General features: G+C 53.8%; 17 protein-coding genes. 2 read left to right on the forward strand and 15 right to left on the reverse strand.

Annotated features, from left to right (window positions below; translation table 11 throughout):
* Positions 1 to 8 precede the first annotated feature (8 nt).
* The 3 genes from nlpE to AWR26_RS20850 are packed head-to-tail and all read right to left on the reverse strand — an operon-like array spanning position 9 to position 1704.
* Complete coding sequence (gene nlpE / locus AWR26_RS20840) at positions 9 to 704, reverse strand: envelope stress response activation lipoprotein NlpE (protein WP_043954912.1); 696 nt, start codon at positions 702 to 704, stop codon at positions 9 to 11.
* 35 nt (positions 705 to 739) lie between these two features.
* Positions 740 to 1162 carry an alternative ribosome rescue aminoacyl-tRNA hydrolase ArfB gene (gene arfB / locus AWR26_RS20845; RefSeq protein ID WP_043954914.1) on the reverse strand — a complete coding sequence of 141 codons (423 nt, stop codon included), beginning with the start codon at positions 1160 to 1162 and terminating at the stop codon, positions 740 to 742.
* Positions 1159 to 1704, reverse strand: a complete 546-nt coding sequence (locus AWR26_RS20850; RefSeq protein WP_064568377.1) for a YaeQ family protein — start codon at positions 1702 to 1704, stop codon at positions 1159 to 1161. The genes arfB and AWR26_RS20850 overlap by 4 nt, the downstream gene beginning before the upstream one ends.
* A 195-nt stretch (positions 1705 to 1899) precedes the next feature.
* On the opposite strand from AWR26_RS20850, the gene AWR26_RS20855 reads away from it, so the two are divergent.
* Both AWR26_RS20855 and rof read left to right on the forward strand, forming a co-directional pair.
* Positions 1900 to 2100, forward strand: a complete 201-nt coding sequence (locus tag AWR26_RS20855) for a YaeP family protein (RefSeq protein WP_007373244.1) — start codon at positions 1900 to 1902, stop codon at positions 2098 to 2100.
* Positions 2087 to 2347: a Rho-binding antiterminator gene (gene rof, locus AWR26_RS20860; RefSeq protein ID WP_007373243.1), complete on the forward strand. Its 261-nt coding sequence runs from the start codon at positions 2087 to 2089 to the stop codon at positions 2345 to 2347. Before AWR26_RS20855 ends, rof begins: the two co-directional genes overlap by 14 nt.
* A 27-nt stretch (positions 2348 to 2374) precedes the next feature.
* Here the strand turns inward: rof and tilS are convergent, their stop codons facing one another.
* From tilS to bamA, 12 genes are all read right to left on the reverse strand, one after another.
* Entirely contained in the window at positions 2375 to 3667 is a 1293-nt protein-coding gene (tilS, locus tag AWR26_RS20865; RefSeq protein WP_064568378.1) for a tRNA lysidine(34) synthetase TilS, read from the reverse strand.
* 65 nt (positions 3668 to 3732) lie between these two features.
* Positions 3733 to 4122 (reverse strand): VOC family protein, encoded by a 390-nt coding sequence (locus AWR26_RS20870; RefSeq protein ID WP_007373241.1) that lies wholly within the window; start codon positions 4120 to 4122, stop codon positions 3733 to 3735.
* A gap of 58 nt (positions 4123 to 4180) precedes the next feature.
* Complete coding sequence (locus tag AWR26_RS20875; RefSeq protein WP_064568379.1) at positions 4181 to 6319, reverse strand: lysine decarboxylase LdcC; 2139 nt, start codon at positions 6317 to 6319, stop codon at positions 4181 to 4183.
* A gap of 100 nt (positions 6320 to 6419) precedes the next feature.
* Complete coding sequence (gene accA / locus AWR26_RS20880; protein ID WP_007373239.1) at positions 6420 to 7379, reverse strand: acetyl-CoA carboxylase carboxyl transferase subunit alpha; 960 nt, start codon at positions 7377 to 7379, stop codon at positions 6420 to 6422.
* A gap of 12 nt (positions 7380 to 7391) precedes the next feature.
* Positions 7392 to 10874 carry a DNA polymerase III subunit alpha gene (gene dnaE / locus AWR26_RS20885; protein WP_064568380.1) on the reverse strand — a complete coding sequence of 1161 codons (3483 nt, stop codon included), beginning with the start codon at positions 10872 to 10874 and terminating at the stop codon, positions 7392 to 7394.
* A 38-nt stretch (positions 10875 to 10912) separates the two neighbouring features.
* Entirely contained in the window at positions 10913 to 11509 is a 597-nt protein-coding gene (gene rnhB, locus AWR26_RS20890) for a ribonuclease HII (protein ID WP_064568381.1), read from the reverse strand.
* Complete coding sequence (gene lpxB / locus AWR26_RS20895; RefSeq protein WP_064568382.1) at positions 11506 to 12654, reverse strand: lipid-A-disaccharide synthase; 1149 nt, start codon at positions 12652 to 12654, stop codon at positions 11506 to 11508. The genes rnhB and lpxB overlap by 4 nt, the downstream gene beginning before the upstream one ends.
* Positions 12654 to 13442: an acyl-ACP--UDP-N-acetylglucosamine O-acyltransferase gene (gene lpxA / locus AWR26_RS20900; protein ID WP_007373235.1), complete on the reverse strand. Its 789-nt coding sequence runs from the start codon at positions 13440 to 13442 to the stop codon at positions 12654 to 12656. The genes lpxB and lpxA overlap by 1 nt, the downstream gene beginning before the upstream one ends.
* Positions 13443 to 13445: 3 nt before the next feature.
* Positions 13446 to 13901 (reverse strand): 3-hydroxyacyl-ACP dehydratase FabZ, encoded by a 456-nt coding sequence (gene fabZ / locus AWR26_RS20905; RefSeq protein WP_007373234.1) that lies wholly within the window; start codon positions 13899 to 13901, stop codon positions 13446 to 13448.
* A gap of 171 nt (positions 13902 to 14072) precedes the next feature.
* Complete coding sequence (lpxD, locus tag AWR26_RS20910; protein WP_064568383.1) at positions 14073 to 15101, reverse strand: UDP-3-O-(3-hydroxymyristoyl)glucosamine N-acyltransferase; 1029 nt, start codon at positions 15099 to 15101, stop codon at positions 14073 to 14075.
* A 3-nt stretch (positions 15102 to 15104) separates the two neighbouring features.
* Positions 15105 to 15599 (reverse strand): molecular chaperone Skp, encoded by a 495-nt coding sequence (skp, locus tag AWR26_RS20915; RefSeq protein WP_064568384.1) that lies wholly within the window; start codon positions 15597 to 15599, stop codon positions 15105 to 15107.
* A gap of 117 nt (positions 15600 to 15716) precedes the next feature.
* Positions 15717 to 18131 (reverse strand): outer membrane protein assembly factor BamA, encoded by a 2415-nt coding sequence (bamA, locus tag AWR26_RS20920; RefSeq protein WP_064568385.1) that lies wholly within the window; start codon positions 18129 to 18131, stop codon positions 15717 to 15719.
* Positions 18132 to 18135: the final 4 nt, after the last annotated feature.

Below are 18135 nucleotides of genomic sequence, written 5' to 3' on the forward strand. Positions count from 1 at the left end.
CCGGAGGCTTAATCATCACAGTCTTTGTTGGCGCTGAACTGCCCTTTCTTATTAATGACCAGCACTTTCTGTGGCGCACCGGTATCCGGATTAGGTTCAAAGGCAAAATGCCCTTCCACCACCAGCAGAATCGGTTTGCTTTCGGTACCGCGCGCCGCCGCATAATCGCGCTCAAGCTGAGCATTGCTTGCCACTGAAACCTGCTTCCCGGTTGCACAGTCCGTAAATACGGCAGCATCGGCCATATATCGGTACATACCGCGCATTGCCATTGGTGTTGCCGGAAGCGACGCTTTCACCGGTTGCAACGTGTAGTTCAGTTGCGAGTGAATCGGATTGCCTTCCCGATCCAGCATCTCCAGCGCATCACCCTTCGCACGGAAATACGTTTTATCACCCTGAGTATCGGTAAGGATCAGTTTATCGGCCGTACGCGCCCAATTGCCATAAGAGCCAAATACCGCCGGACCTTTCCCGCCCTGGTAGCGCTGGTTCATTACCCAACTGCCATCCTTTTCCAGAAACAGCGATGTTTCGATACCTTCACAATCGGCACAGGGTAAAACGCCGCGCCAGCTCTGCTGCATCGGTTTCAGCTCTTCAACTTGCGTCGGCTGCACCATTTCGTTATCACCCCGATTATTACAGCCGAAAAGGGCAAACAACGTACACCCGGCCAGCAGAGATAAAATCGCTTTTTTCACACTCGATTCCTTATGCTCAATTCTGTTATTGCCCGTCACCCATCATGGCGACGGACTTTTCCACGCAGCGCTTTTACCGACGACTTTTGCGCCTTGCCCGTTAACCGGCGCTCTTTCGATGCGCGGGTCGGGCGCGTTGCCCGACGGCTCTTTTGCACTGCGGTCAATTCTTTGATCAATGCCACCAGACGCGCGATCGCTGCTTCGCGATTCATCTCCTGGCTGCGATATTCCTGCGCTTTTATCACAACCCAGCCATCGCTACTAATCAGATGGTGCGAAGCCTCCAGTAAACGCGCCTTATAATACTCAGGCAGGCTTGACGCCCGGATATCAAAACGCAGGTGAATAGCGGTCGAACTTTTATTCACATGTTGACCACCCGCACCCTGCGCCCGCACGGCGGTGATCTCCAGCTCATCTTCAGCAATGGAGACAGTGCGGGAGATCGTAATCATGGCTGCTGCCAGGCTTCAAGGTGGATTTCCCGATTATTCGTATCATCGGAAAGCCAGATGGCGCCATCCTGCAAGGTTGCCTGTAGCGTCATGGTGCGATCGTTGGCAAACGCGCTGAGCGCTGCCAGTTGCTCATCATCCAGATACCAGACGCTTAAATTGTCGAAGCTCGCACAGCGGTTTTGATTTTGCTGCCACCAGATCTGCGCCGCCCGGGAATTATAGGCAAATAACGCCACGTCTTTCGCCTGTGTGCAGGCTTTCTTCAACCGTTTTTCGTCCGGCAGCCCCAGTTCGATCCACAAATCAATTCCCAGATAATCATTACGCAGCCAGACTTCCGGCTCATCTTCAGCGCTCAGGCCACGGGTGAATTGCAGCCGCTCATCGGCGTATTTGATCCACGCCAGCAGGCGCAACATCATACGCTCCTGGGTTTCGGAAGGATGGCGGGCCAGCGTCAGCGTCGCATCTAAAAACTGATTACGATCCAGATCGGCAACATTCACCGTCGCTTTATAAATAGTCGCTTTTAAGGCCATAACACCACTCCTGCATAAAATGGCCGCTATTGTAGCGAATTCAGGGGCAAAGCGCTGTTATCTCTTGTGCGCATCATTCGCCATCACGCTGATAATGGCCGATAAGCTATGTTATAGTCGCCTTGCTAAACAGTATTAATCTTCGTAGGCTTAGTGTTATCTCACAGTAAAGTCAGGTAGCTGACAGGAGGAGATGTGAACAATTATTGTGAGTTAGTACGCAAACGGTATGCGGAAATCGCCAGCGGAGATTTGGGGTATATCCCGGATGCGCTGGGGTGCGTGTTGAAAGTGCTGAATGAAATGGCGTCGGATGACACCCTTTCAGAGTCGGTCAGGGAAAAGGCGGCATATGCGGCCGCGAACTTACTGGTGAGCGATTATGTCAATGAATGATGCCTATCAACCCATCAACTGTGATGACTATGACAATCTTGAACTCGCCTGCCAGCATCATCTTTTATTGGCGCTGGAATTGAAAGACGGCGAGGTGCTCAGCGCCAAAGCCAACGATTTAGTCTCACGTAAAAATGTGGAGTATCTGGTAGTGGATGTCGCAGGCGTTTCACGCGAAGTACGTCTCGATAAAATTGCCAGCTTCAGCCATCCTGAAATCGGCACCGTCGTGGTGAGCGAGTCCTGATATTCAACGGGCAGCGCAGGCTGCCCTCTACTTTTCCCACACCAGCTTCACGCCTTCCTGTCCGGCCGTTTTCAGCCCTTGTTGCGTAACAAACACACCCGCCGCCGCGATTAACGTTTCGCCATAGAACAGCAGCGGTGTGGTGTCCCGCCGCCAGGGCGCCACGCCGAGCTCCTGCCAGATTTTTTTCAGTTTACGTCCGCCATGACGACCGGCGATATGTAGCAAACCAGACGCCTGGAAACGCACAGAAACCCTCTCTTCCGCAGTCGGCGCCCGCAATTCCCCGCCGGCAATCAGCGACAGTTCACCCAGCCCGGCCGGTAACAACAGCGGCTTAAAAGGCATCGGCCAGTTCAGTTGCGTATTACGCTGGCTGGGCTGCGTTTTAATCCAGTAGAGATTGCCCTGAAAACGACGCACTTCATACTCACCCAGCCGCAGGCAAGGCTCCGCATCGTCACGCGCCTGCGCTACTTCAAACCACAAGCGGTTAAGCATTGCGCGGGACGGCATTACCGCGCCCTGCTGCGCCAGCCAGCGGCGTAACAGGGCGTTGCGGCGAACTTCGCTCAGCATCTGCAAGGCCGCAATGCTCAGCGCCCCTTTCTCCGTGGCCGCCGCCAGTTCGTCAGCCAGTAGCTCATCCAGTAATTGCTCCTGCTCTCCACAAAGCGCAGCGCTTCGCGCAACGGCATCGGCGAAATGCGGCCAGCGCGCCGTCAGTAGCGGCAGTACCTGCAGGCGCAAAAAGTTACGGTCATAATGGGCATCAGCGTTACTTTCATCCTCAATCCAGCGCAAATCATGCAGCTGCGCCCATTGATGCAGGGTGTCACGCGAAAAGTTGAGCAGCGGACGGATAAGCTGCGTTCCGGCAAAGGGCAAACTTTGCGGCATCGCGGCAAGCCCTGCCGGCCCACTGCCGCGCTTAAGCGCCAGCAGTACGGTTTCGCACTGATCATCCAGATGCTGCGCGGTAAGCAGCACTTCGCCGGGCTTCAACGCCTGGCGAAATGCCTGATAGCGCGCTTTCCGCGCCTGTGCTTCAATGCCCTCACCATTATCGACCAGCGTCACGTATTGCACCGTTAGCGGGATCTGCCAGAGTTCGCAAAGCGACTGGCAATGTTCAACCCATGCATTCGCATGCGGACTAAGCCCATGATGGATATGAATTGCTCGTAACCGGATCTCGGGCAGTTGCTCGCGCCAGAGCATCATTTGGTGCAGCAGCACGGTTGAATCCAGCCCGCCGCTGAAGGCCACCAAAAACTGGCGTGATGCAGTGGGTAATGGCGCGAAAAGTGGCGTGGTCATAGTGGTATGTCAAAAACGGAAACGATGCCCGGCACGTTACCGGGCATCGCGCTGTGTGGCAAGTATTACTGCTGGTAAAGCTCCAGCGGCAAGCCATCGGGATCGTTAAAGAAGGTGAAACGTTTATCGGTGCAGGGATCGACGCGTATTGCTTCACACTTCACGCCGTGCGATTCCAGATGTGCCACCGCCTGGTCGATATCATCCACGCTGAACGCCAGATGGCGCAGACCGCACGCTTCCGGGCGGCTGGGACGCGCAGGCGGAAACGGAAAAGAGAACAGCTCAATCACATACTGCCCGTTCAGCGCCAGATCGCCTTTCCACGAATCGCGCGCCTCGCGATAAACTTCACTCTGTAGCGTAAAGCCAAGGATATCGCAGTAGAACGCTTTGCTTGCAGCATAATCCGTGGCGATGATCGCAATGTGATGTACCTGTTTTAAACCCAGCATAGTTTCTCCTTTTCTCAATGCCTGAACGTTACCCCCGCCCTCTTCAGGTCGCAATAGATTAGCGACCTTTTAGGACTCGTACCCGGTAAGTCCCCTCTTCATCCCGTTTCGCACCGTGAATATCGGTTTCAAAGCCCGGATAGTGGCGACCTATCGCGCATAGCATCAGCAGGAAATCAAGCACCGGGCGGCTGGCGTCAGTGATCATTTCACCGGGCATCACCAGCGGTACGCCAGGCGGATAAGGCAGGATCATATTGGCCGAGATCCGTCCGATCAGTTTTTCCAGTTCTACCGTTTCCACCTCCCCCTGAATCTGCCGCTGCCATGCCTGATGCGGCGTTAACTTCATATCCGGCAACACATCGAAAGCCTGCAACATTAAACGCGGTAGATCGTGCTGGCGAATCAGCTTATGGATCCCCTGCGCCAGATCCTGAATCCGCATATTGCGATAGAAATCAGGATCTTCAGCATAGAGATCCGGCAACATGTTCTTCACCCGCAGATTAAGATCGTAGGCTCGTTTAAACTCCATCAACCCACGCAACAATCCCATTGCCCGGGTTTTATCAATTCCGATACTAAACAGAAACAGCAGGTTATACGGCCCGGTTTTCTCCACTACTACGCCGCGTTCATCAAGGAACTTCGCCACCAGCGCCGCCGGGATCCCTTCCTCGCTCATATTTCCCTGCTCGTCCATACCGGGCGTCAGGATGGTTACTTTGACCGGGTCGAGAAACATATGATCGGCATCCGCATCGCGAAAACCATGCCATGCTTCACCCGGTGCGACTGGCCAGCAGTCAGCTTCATCAATCTCTTCCGGCTGCCAGATATCAAAGAACCAGCCGTCGGCTTCATCCTTCAGCCGTTGTACCTCTTTGCGAAAATGCAGCGCCCGTTCAACCGAGCGGTTAATTAAGCGCTTACCAGGGTTCCCGCGCAGCATCGCTGCGGCCGTTTCGATCGATGCCACCAGCGGGTAGCTCGGCGATGTGGTGGTGTGCATCATAAAGGCTTCGTTAAACGTGTCTTCATCATATTCACCTTTAATATGAATCAACGATGCCTGCGAGAATGCCGCCAACATTTTGTGCGTCGACTGGGTTTCAAAGAAGACTTTTCCCGGCACCCGCTCGCCGCTCATGCCGCTTTTTCCGGCATAAATAGGGTGAAAATTGGTGTACGGCACCCAGGCGGAATCGAAATGAATCGACGGCACATCCAGCGTTTTTTTAATCCAGTCGGTGTTGTACAGCAGGCCATCATACGTGGAGTTAGTAATCACTGCGTGTACCGGCCAGTGCGCCCCCGCCGTGGTTGCAACTTTTTGTTCGATGCTGGCATGGGTAAACTCGCGGCGCGGTATACCGCCCAGGATCCCCAGTGCGTTGCGTCCCGGCTTCAGCCACAGCGGCGTGACATCGCTCATCATCAACAGATGCGCCAGCGATTTATGACAGTTACGGTCAATCAACAGGGTACTGCCCGCTGGTGCGGCATACATACCGACAATTTTGTTGGAGGTCGATGTGCCGTTGGTCACCATATAGCTCTGCTCAGCACCAAACGTCCTGGCGATATACTCTTCAGCCTCCAGGTGCGGACCAGTATGATCCAGCAGCGATCCCAGCTCAGTCACAGAGATCGAAACATCCGCTTTGAGCGTATTGCCGCCGAAGAAATCATAAAACAAGCAGCCTACCGGGCTTTTCTGGTACGCCGTCCCTGCCATATGCCCGGGCGTGCAGAAGGTATATTTGCCCTCTTTTACATAGGAGAACAGCGCCCGGGTAAACGGCGGTGTGATGTTTTCCAGATACTCTTTGGTGTACTGGACAATCCGCGAGGCAATCTCGTCCGCCACGCTCAGGGCGTATTCGAAAAACCACAGCGCTATGCGCATATCCTGCGCGCTGACATCCATGGTGGAGTGGGTATTGATAAACGCATACAGCGGAAGGTATTCATTTAGTTGATTAATCTCGCTGCACAGATCGAGGGAGTACTCATCCCAGTCAAAGATCACGCCGCAAATACGCGGGTTATGCTCGATAAACTTCAGTAAGTCGGTGCTGTTTCTGGGCCAGATAATATGAAACCCTTGCGCCTGTAGCGCCTGTTCCAGCTCCTTGATTGGCTCATCTTTGTAGAAAACGCCATGGGGTCCCATGATGGCAATAATATTCACAGCTACCTCCGTTAAAAACCTTAGCTAAGCATAGTTGAGGTAAACCGCAGGTATAAAAAAAGCCGCACAGCGGTGCGGCTTTTCATCAATGCCATGAAACTCAAGCGTAGCCGTAGCTCATCAAACGCTGGTAACGGCGGTTACGCAGATCGTCTTTGCTCAGCACATCCAGATCGGCAAGATCGGCCAGCAGTTGCGCTTTCAGCGAAGCGGCCATCGCTTCCGGGTTACGATGTGCGCCGCCCAGCGGTTCCGGAACGATCGAGTCGATCAGTTTCAGTTCTTTCAGACGCGGCGCGATGATGCCCATCGCTTCTGCGGCCAGCGGCGCTTTGTCGGCGCTTTTCCACAGAATAGAAGCACAACCTTCCGGCGAGATAACAGAATAGGTGCTGTATTGCAGCATATTCACTTTATCGCCCACGCCAATTGCCAGCGCGCCGCCGGAGCCGCCTTCGCCGATCACGGTACAGATCACCGGTACGCTCAGGCGGGACATTTCACGCAGGTTGCGGGCGATCGCTTCCGACTGACCACGCTCTTCGGCACCCACGCCCGGATAGGCGCCAGGGGTGTCGATAAAGGTGATAATCGGCATGTTAAAACGTTCTGCCATTTCCATCAGGCGCAGCGCTTTGCGATAGCCTTCCGGTGCCGGCATACCAAAGTTACGACGGATTTTCTCTTTGGTTTCACGGCCTTTCTGGTGGCCGATGATCATTACCGGGCGACCGTCGAGACGCGCGATACCGCCAACAATGGCTTTATCGTCGGCATAAGCGCGATCGCCAGCCAGTTCGTCGAATTCATCGAACGCCAGGCGGACATAATCCAGGGTGTAAGGACGCAGCGGATGTCGCGCCAGTTGGGCAACCTGCCATGCGCCAAGATCGGCGAAAATTTTGCGCGTCAACTCCACGCTTTTTTCGCGCAGACGATGCACTTCTTCGTCGATATTTATATCCAGTTTTTCATCCTGACGGCCAACGGCAGTCAGGGAATCGATTTTCGCTTCCAGCTCAGCAATCGGCTGTTCGAAATCAAGGAAATTCAGACTCATAGTATTCCTGTATTAGTCAAACTCCAGTTCCACCTGCTCCGAACCTATGAGGCCACGCAGATCGTTGAGTAAACGATCGCTCGGAGAGACGCGCCACGTTGCGCCGAAACGTAACCGCGCGCGCGCATCCGCCCTCTGATAGTAGAGATGTACTGGAATGGTTCCCGAACGGTGGGGTTCCAGAGACTGACGGAGTCGGTTTAAAAGCTGGTCATCAATTTGCCTGTCCGTCAGCGAGATAGCAAGCCCACGGGCGTATTTTTCCCGGGCTTCGTCAATGTCCATGACTTCACGGGCGGTCATTTTAAGTCCCCCGCTAAAGTCATCAAAGCTGACCTGTCCGCTGACAATAAGTATGCGGTCTTTTTCCAGCAGCTGCTGGTATTTATCCAGGGCATCAGTGAATAACATCACTTCCAGACGCCCGGAACGGTCATCTAACGTACAGATGCCGATACGATTGCCGCGCTTGGTGACCATAACCCGCGCGGCAATGACGAGCCCCGCCGCTGTGGTAACTTTCCCACGTTCGGTCGGATGCATGTCTTTCAGCCGGTAGCCTCCGACATAGCGCTCAATTTCTTTCAAATACTGGTTAATCGGGTGACCCGTAAGGTAGAGACCTAACGTTTCACGCTCGCCTTCCAGCACCACCTGTTCCGGCCACGGCTGGCAACTGGCGTAAGATTGTTCTATCTGCTCTGGCTCTTCGGCCAGCACGCCGAACATATCGGCCTGGCCAATCGCCTCGGCTTTCGAATGCTGATCGGCGGCTTTAAGCGCATCGCCCAGCGAGTTCATTAGCGCTGCGCGATGCGGCCCAAGGCGGTCAAACGCCCCGGACATAATCAGTTTTTCCAGCACCCGGCGGTTAAGCTTTTTAATGTCGGTACGCGCGCACAGATCAAACAGTTCACGGAAGTATCCGCCGTTATTACGCGCTTCGATGATCGCCTCAATCGGGCCTTCACCAACACCTTTAATCGCCCCGATACCGTAAACAATTTCACCGTCATCGTTGACGTGGAAATGGTACAACCCGGAGTTAATATCCGGCGGCAGGATTTTCAACCCCATGCGCCAGCACTCATCCACCAGACCAACGACTTTTTCGGTGTTGTCCATATCGGCCGTCATCACCGCCGCCATAAACTCGGCCGGATAGTGCGCTTTCAACCACAGCGTCTGGTATGAGACCAAAGCATAGGCGGCAGAGTGCGATTTGTTAAATCCGTACCCGGCGAATTTTTCTACCAGGTCAAAGATTTTCATCGCCAGTTCGCCGTCGATGCCATTTTTCTTCGCGCCCTCTTCGAAGGTTCCGCGCTGCTTGGCCATCTCTTCCGGCTTTTTCTTACCCATCGCACGACGCAGCATGTCCGCGCCGCCAAGGGTATAACCCGAAAGCACCTGGGCAATCTGCATCACCTGTTCCTGGTAGAGGATAATGCCGTAGGTCGGCTCCAGTACCGGTTTCAGGCTTTCATGCTGCCACTGCACATCGGGATAGGAGATCTCTTCGCGCCCGTGTTTACGGTCGATGAAGTTATCTACCATGCCTGACTGCAACGGCCCCGGGCGGAACAGGGCCACCAGCGCGATCATGTCTTCGAAGCAGTCGGGTTGCAGGCGCTTAATCAAATCTTTCATGCCACGGGATTCAAGCTGGAACACCGCAGTGGTCTCCGAGCGTTGCAGCATGTCGAAACTTTTCTTGTCATCCAGCGGAATGGCGGCGATATCGAGCGGCGGCTCGCCGTTCTTCTCGCGCCGGGCGTTGATCATCTCCAGCGCCCAGTTGATGATGGTCAGCGTACGCAAACCAAGGAAGTCAAACTTCACCAGCCCGGCATATTCAACATCGTTTTTATCAAACTGGGTAACCGGGTGCTGACCGGCTTCATCACAGTACAGCGGGGCAAAGTCGGTGATTTTGGTGGGTGCGATTACCACGCCACCTGCGTGTTTACCCGCGTTTCGCGTCACCCCTTCCAGCTTGCGCGCCATGTCGATCAGCGCTTTAACTTCTTCGTCCGCTTCGTAGATTTCCGGCAGTTGCGGCTCGGCTTCGAACGCCTTCGCCAGCGTCATGCCCGGATCCGGCGGCACCAGTTTAGAGATACGGTCCACAAAGCCGTACGGGTGACCCAGTACGCGACCCACATCGCGGATAACCGCTTTCGCCGCCATGGTTCCGAAGGTGATGATCTGCGATACCGCATCGCGCCCATACATGTCCGCCACGTGCTCGATCACCTGGTCACGCTTCTCCATACAGAAGTCAACGTCGAAGTCGGGCATCGATACACGTTCCGGGTTAAGGAAACGTTCGAACAGCAGGTCAAATTCCAGCGGATCGAGGTCAGTAATTTTCAGCGCATAAGCCACCAGCGATCCCGCGCCCGAACCACGCCCCGGCCCTACCGGCACGCCGTTATCTTTTGACCACTGGATAAACTCCATCACGATCAGAAAGTAACCAGGGAACCCCATCTGGTTGATAACTTGCAGCTCGATATCAAGACGCTCGTCGTACGGCGGACGCTTCTCTGCACGAACCTGCTCATCCGGGAAAAGGAACGCAAGGCGTTCTTCGAGACCGACTTTTGATTTCTCCACGAGGAAGTCTTCAGTGGTCATATCACCGGTCGGGAACTGCGGCAGGAAGTACTCACCCAGACGCACCGTAACGTTACAGCGCTTGGCGATTTCGACGGTGTTTTCCAGCGCTTCCGGGATATCGGAGAAGAGTTCGCACATCTCCTCTTCGCTGCGCATATATTGCTGCGCGGAGTAATTGCGCGGACGTTTGGGATCGTCCAGGGTGAAACCGTCGTGGATGGCGACACGGATCTCATGCGCGTCGAAGTCGTCTGCATCAATAAAGCGCACATCATTGGTCGCCACGACCGGCAAACCATGCTCTTCAGCCAGTTGTACTGCTGCGTGCAGATAAGGCTCTTCATCAACACGACCCGTGCGGATCAACTCAAGGTAGTAGCGATCGGGAAAATGCTCTTTGTAGAAATCGAGACACTGTTCAACCAGCACGCTGTTGCCACGCAACAGGCTTTTACCCACGTCGCCCATGCGCCCGCCGGAGAGCAGGATCAACCCTTCGCTGAGTTCCTGCAACCAGTCGCGATCGATCCACGGCCCCAGTGCGCCATAGCCACGCTGGTAGGCACGCGAAATCAGCAATGTCAGATTCTGGTAACCGGTATTGTTGGCTGCAAGGACGGTGAGCTGCGTCAGTTCATCGCCTAACAGATCGCTCTGTACATGCAGATCGGCGCCGACGATCGGTTTCATCCCGGCTCCGTGCGCCGTTCCGTAGAATTTCACCAGACCACAGAGGTTCGTAAAATCGGTAATCGCCAGCGCGGGCATGCCGAGCGCGGCCGCCTTTTTCACCAGCGGCCCGGTTTTCGCCAGCCCGTCAATCATGGAATAGTCGCTATGCACCCGCAGGTGTACGAAACGTGGTTCAGCCATTTTCAGATCCCAGCCTGGTTATTTCACGTTCACAAGAGTCAGGACACAAGGTCCAGCGCGCGTTTAACCGGCGCAAAGCTGCGCCGATGATGCGCAGTTGCGCCATGTTCCGCCAGCTTCGCCAGATGGAAAGCCGTTGGGTAGCCTTTATGTTGCGCAAAACCATATTGCGGAAAAAGAAGATCAAGCTCAGCCATTTCGGCATCGCGCGTGACTTTTGCGATAATCGATGCCGCACTGATTTCTGCTACCCGGCTATCGCCTTTCACGACGGCCAGCGAAGGCATTGGCAAGGCTGGGCAACGGTTGCCGTCAATCAGTACAAATTCCGGGACGACAGAGAGCCCGGCAACTGCGCGCTGCATCGCCAGCATCGTGGCATGCAGAATATTCAGTTCGTCGATTTCGTGTGGTTCGGCGCGCCCCAGACTCCAGGACAACGCTTTCTCTTTGATCTCTTCACTCAGCGCCAGACGGCGTTTTTCGGAGAGTTTTTTCGAATCGTTCAGACCAATGATTGGACGCTCAGGATCGAGGATCACCGCAGCCGTCACTACCGCGCCCACTAAAGGCCCGCGCCCCACCTCATCCACACCGGCAACTAATTGCGTGTGCGGATAAATAAACTCCATCATTGTGCTAACTCCAGTACTGCGTCAGCCGCCTGCTCATCGGCATTACAGCGAATCTGCTGGTGCAGTTCACGGAAAATGTCATGCATTTCGTGGCTGGTTTTACCATTAGCCAGCAGCGGTACAAGCGCATCGGCCAGCGCCTGCGGCTGGCACTCATCCTGCAGCAACTCTTTTACCAGTTCACGTCCGGCCAGCAGGTTTGGCAGCGAAACATAAGGTGTTTTCACCAGCCGCCTGGCCAGCCAGAATGTGAATGCTTTCATGCGATAACCCACAACCATCGGGCATTTCGCCAGCATACACTCCAGCGCGGCGGTGCCGGAAGCCAGCAAGGCCGCATCGGCGGCGATCATGGCCTCGCGCGCCATACCATCCAGCATATGCACTGACAGATCGGGAGCGACTTCCGCCTTAATCCGCTCAAATTGTTCGCGCCGTTTGGCGTTGACCAGCGGTACTACCACTTCAAGATCGGGGTAGCTTTCACGCAGCAACTTCGCGGTACGCAGGAAATCGGCGCTAAGCATTTCCACCTCAGCGCCACGACTGCCAGGCAGTAACGCCAGACAGTGCACATCATGAGCAATTCCCAGCTGATCGCGCGCTGCGCTTTTATCCGGATCCAGCGGCATCGCATCGGCCATGGTATGGCCGATAAAACGGCACGGCACGTTGAATTTGTCATAAAACGCTTTTTCGAAAGGCAGAAATGCGAGCACCAGATCGGTGGCTCTGCCAATTTTGAAAACGCGTTTTTGTCGCCACGCCCAGACGGACGGACTGACATAATGGATGGTTTTGATACCCTGCTTTTTCAGATTGCCTTCGAGGGTAATGTTAAAATCCGGCGCATCGATACCGACAAAGACATCCGGTTGCAGCTCGCTAAAGCGACGGGTCAAATCAGCGCGGATATGCAACAGGCGGCGCAGACGGCCAAGTACCTCAACGATACCCATCACCGCAAGCTCTTCCATCTCATACCAGGCTTCACACCCTTCAGCCTGCATACGCGGCCCCGCAACGCCGACAAATCGGGCATTGGGGACACGCGATCTCAGCGCGCGGATAAGACCGGCACCAAGAATATCGCCGGAGGTTTCTCCGGCGACGAGGGCTATCGTAAGAGGACGATTGTCGATCATTACCGAATCAGGCCGCGCGTTGAGCGTTCGAAGAATTGCATAAACGCATCAACTTCCGGATGCTTCGCAGCAAGCTCGGCAATCTCCGGTTTCGCCTCTTCCAGCGTTTTACCGCTGCGGTACAGCAGTTTGTACGCATTGCGAATAGCCACTAACGCTTCTCTGCTGAAACCGCGACGTTTCAGGCCTTCAATGTTCACACCAAACGGTGTGGCATGGTTACCCTGAGCAATCACGTAAGGCGGTACATCCTGCGCCACGCCGGAGCAGCCGCCAACCATCACGTGCGCGCCGATAATGCAGAACTGATGCACTGCGGTCATGCCACCGATGATAGCAAAGTCGTCGACGGAGACGTGCCCCGCCAACGTTGCGTTATTTGCGAGAATGCAGCGATCGCCTACGGTACAGTCATGCGCAATATGCGCATTGATCATCAGCAGGTTATCACTGCCCACCTTCGTCAACCCTCCGCCCTGTACTGTGCCACGGTGGATGGTGACGCTTTCGCGGATGCGGTTGCGATCGCCAATTTCCACACGAGTCGGCTCGCCAGCATATTTCAGATCCTGGTTAACCTCGCCGATGGATGCGAACTGATAGATCTCATTGTCGCGGCCAATCGTCGTATGACCATTCACCACAACATGAGATTTCAGAACCGTACCCTCACCAATTTCAACGTGAGGGCCAACAATACAAAACGGGCCAATGTGAGCGTTGGCACCAATAACGGCACCGTCTTCAACAATAGCAGTTGGATGAATAAAGGCGGTTTTATCAATCACGTATCAGGCCTCCCGGCTACGTGCACACATCATAGTAGCTTCACAAACAACTTTACCGTCTACCAGCGCAACGCCTTTAAAGCGGGTCAGGCCGCGACGGGTTTTCTCGAAAGTGACTTCCATGATCATCTGATCGCCTGGCACGACGGGACGCTTAAAGCGCGCTTCGTCGATACCGGCGAAGTAGTACAGCTCACCCGGTTCCAGTTTACCAACGCTTTTAAACGCCAGAATACCGGTAGCCTGCGCCATTGCTTCCAGAATCAGCACGCCCGGGAAAATCGGTTTGCCAGGGAAATGCCCCTGGAAAAACGGCTCGTTTACCGAAACATTTTTTACTGCGCGCAGAAAACGACCTTCTTCAAAATCCAGCACACGATCTACCAGCAAGAACGGGTAACGGTGCGGCAGAAGCTCCAGAATCTCTTCAATGTGCAGAGTATGAGTGTCAGTAGTCAAAATACTCTTCCTGTCTAAATATACTAAAAGGCAATAATAACACGGCCCGCGGCAATCATCAGAAAGCCAACAGGCCGGGAAGTATACACACTTTAGGCTTCTCGTCGCAGAGGTGTTTTGTCGCTTCTCTGATGTCGGGAGGCTTCTGTGTACAAGCGTTATGCAGGTGAATTATTCGTCTTGTTGATTAACCTTGCGCTCGACGGCTTTCAGGCGCTTGCTCATATCATCAATATTCATCACCAGGGCTGCGGTTTTTCGCCACACTTTATTTGGCTGTAGTGGGATGCCTGAGGAGTAGACTCCTGGCTCAGTGATAGGACGCATGACCATCCCCATCCCCGTTACGGTAACCTTGTCGCAAATTTCCATATGCCCATTAATTACGCTGGCGCCACCGATCATGCAATAGCGGCCAATTTTCAGGCTACCCGCCATGATTACGCCACCGGCAACCGCCGTATTGTCGCCAATCACAACGTTATGTGCAATCTGGCACTGGTTATCAATGATTACGCCGTTGCCAATGCGGGTATCGTCAAGCGCGCCGCGATCGATTGTCGTACAGGCGCCAATCTCAACGTTGTTGCCAATAATAACGCGGCCAAGCTGCGGGATTTTAACCCAATTTCCGCGATCGTTGGCGTAACCGAAACCATCAGAACCGATCACCGTTCCCGATTGCACCAGGCAATTTTCGCCGATCTCAATCTCGTGGTAAACGGTCACATTTGCCCACAAACGCGAACCCGCGCCAATTTTCGTCCTTTTCCCAACAAAGCAACCCGCGCCGATAATAACGTTATCGCCCAGGATAACGCCGGATTCGATCACCGCATTTGCGCCGATCGCTACATTGCTACCCAGAGTGGCCGTTGCATCAATTACCGCGCCAGGTGCGATGCTGCTCGCCGGCTGCGGCGTGGTATCAAGAATTTGGGCCATACGCGCGTAGGTCAGGTACGGATTTTTTACGACCAGCGCTGCGCTCCTGGCAAAAGGAAGATCGTCTTGCGTCATGACGACAGCAGACGCCTGACATCCGGTCAGGTGTTCACGGTACTTAGGGTTGACCATGAAAGTGATGTGGCCTGCTTCGGCAGATTGCATGGACGCAACGCCGGTGATGACGATATCGCCATCACCGTGTAATTCTGCATCCAACTGCTGAGCTAAATCAGCCAGTCGAATTGAAGGCATTACTTATTTAACCTGTTTCAGTACATCAGCAGTGATGTCTTTTACATCGTTGCTGTTGTAAATAACGGCATTGGAAGGAACAACCAGATCAACACCCTGATCGGCAGCGACTTTTTTCACTGCAGCCTGAATGCGAGTCACCAGCTTGCCACGTTCTTCGTTAGAACGACGAGCCTGATCCTGCTCGAAAGCCTGTGCTTTCTGGGCAAATGCCTGACGACCTGACGCGATGTCTTTTTCCAGCTTGCTGCGATCGCTCGCCTTCATGGTAGAGCCATCACGTTGCAGACGCTGAGCTTTGGCTTGCAGGTCGGATTCCATGCTCTGCAGTTCGCTTGCGCGACCGCCGAATTCGTTTTTCATCGTCTGAGAAACGCCGGAACTCTGCGCAACCTGTTGCAACAGGCTACCCATATCAACAATTGCAATCTTGTCAGCGGCTTGCGCTGATGCTGCCATTGCTAAACCGAAACCTGCCGCTAATAACAACTTTTTCACAATTTACTCCTTACCATCCCGTTTGTACCCGGAGGTACAGCTCTTTGCGTGGCCGAGCTTCCGGTTGAAAGCCACAGCCATCACTACACTGCGAATGCATTCCGTTGCTGTGCGGAATTACCAGGTTTTACCAATGTTAAACTGGAACTGTTCCGCTTTGTCTCCATCGTACTTTTTAAACGGCTGGGCGTAGGAGAATACCAACGGCCCCAATGGGGACATCCATTGTAATGCGATACCAGCAGACATGCGGATATTACTCGGATCGCTATAATCCGGAATACCCAGCGCTTTCATTTCCGCTGTATTTTGCCAATTTGTATCCCATACGCTACCTGCATCCCAGAAGAATGAAGTACGTACAGAGTTAGCATATTTGTCACTGATAAATGGCGTCGGCGTGATGAACTCAACGCTGGCCACGCCCATGGCATTACCACCGACTGCATCATTAGACTTACAGTATTTCGAAGCCGTTGTATTACAGTTATCCAACCCACTGCCACCGTAATAAACGGCTTTCGGACCGATGTTGTTGGACTGGAAGCCACGAACAGTGCTCGAACCACCGGCGTAGAAGTTCTCATAGAATGGCATCTCTTTGCCACCTAAACCGTCACCATAGCCCCAACGAGTACGACCCAGAATCACCCATTTGTGATCGTCATCAATCGGGAAGTAGGAGGCGGTATCCACCGTCACTTTGTAGAACTCGTTATCGGAGCCAGGAACAGTAACTTTACCGTTCAGGTTGACACGCGAGCCCTTCGTCGGGAAATATCCACGGTCGAGGTTGTTATACGTCCAACCATAGTTGAAGGTGAAATCGTCCGCCGAATAACCGTTATTATCGCTCGTGGTGCTGGCATTCTGACCTACGGAATCCAGATAACGCCACATCGCAACCTGAGGTTCCATTTTCGACAGGCTGTTATGAACGTAACCTAAGCCCGCACGCAAGGTGTTGTACTCGTTGATCGGGAACCCAAGGGTACCATCCAGACCGTAGCTCTTGTTGGTATAAGAAGAAAGGTCCGCATCGTCAGCTTTAAAGTCGTTATAGAAGATACGACCACCGAGGCTAACGCCGTCAACCGTGAAGTACGGGTTGGTAACGGAGAATTCAGAGTAGGTCTGGTAGTCGTTTTTGGTCCCGCTGATACCCACAGAATAGCCGGTACCTAACCAGTTATCCTGCTGTACGCCGACCTGGAAGCTGACGCCGCTCTCAGTACCATAGCCAACACCGAAGTTGAAGCTACCGGTATTACGCTCTTTCACCTTATAGACAACGTCAACCTGGTCCGGGCTGCCCGGAACACGCTGCGTTTCGGTATCAACGGTCTCGAAATAGCCCAGACGGTTCAGACGCTCTTTACCCTGATCGACCAGATCGCTACCCAACCACGCCCCTTCCATCTGGCGCATTTCGCGACGCAGAACGGCATCTTTTGAGGTGTCATTGCCTTCAAAGCGGATCTTGCGAACATAAAAACGGTTGCCAGCATCCACATTGATATGCAGCTTAACGGTTTTGTCCGCATCGTTGATTTCAGGTTGAGATTGAACGCGCGGATAAGCGTAACCATAGCGACCGAGAAGCTTTTTAATATCATCTTCCATTTTGGTTACTTTGGTGCCGTTATACAGCTCGCCCGGCTCGATCTTCGTCAGGCTTTCAATCTCTGCGGAGTGACCAGCAAGGTTACCGCTCACCTGCACGCTGGAGAGCTTGTACTGCTCGCCCTCGGTCACGTTGATGGTAATGTAGATGCCTTTTTTATCCGGCGTCAGGCTAACCTGAGTCGAATCAATGTTAAAGCGGGCATAACCGCGATCCAGATAGTAGCTGCGCAAACTTTCCAGGTCGCCAGCCAGTTTCTGTTTCTGGTATTTGCGATCGCCAATTACGTTCCACCATGGCACTTCATCGCGCAGTTGGAAGCTGGAGATGAGTTGTTCGGTGGTAAATGCATGGTTACCGACGATATTAATCTGTTGGATTTGCGCGGAAACACCTTCCTGGAATACCAGTTTCAGGTCAACGCGGTTACGCGGCAGCGGGGTCACGACAGCTTTAACGCTGGCGCTGTATTTACCCACGCTGTAGTAGAAATCTTCCAGTCCCTTTTCGATATCGGACAGAGTGGTGCGGTCCAGTGATTCCCCCACACGCACGCCAGAAGCTTCGAGGTTCTGTTTCAGCATGTCATCTTTCACCGACTTGTTGCCGGAGAAAGTAATGCTGGCGATTGTCGGGCGTTCTTTCACCTGGACAAGCAGGGTATCACCATCACGCAGGACGCGAACATCCTCGAAGTTGCCGGTGGCAAACAACGCGCGAATGGTGTTACTGATATCTTCATCATTCACCGTATCGCCAGGGCGTACTGGCATACTGAGGAGGGCCGCACCAACGGCGACACGCTGTAGGCCTTCGAAATGAATGTCTTTCACTACGAACCCTTCAGCACCGTATACGGTGGCGCTGCTAAACAGCAGCGACGCTATGAGCAACTTTTTCATCGCCATCGTT

This window comes from Kosakonia oryzae (genome assembly GCF_001658025.2).
GTDB lineage: Bacteria > Pseudomonadota > Gammaproteobacteria > Enterobacterales > Enterobacteriaceae > Kosakonia > Kosakonia oryzae.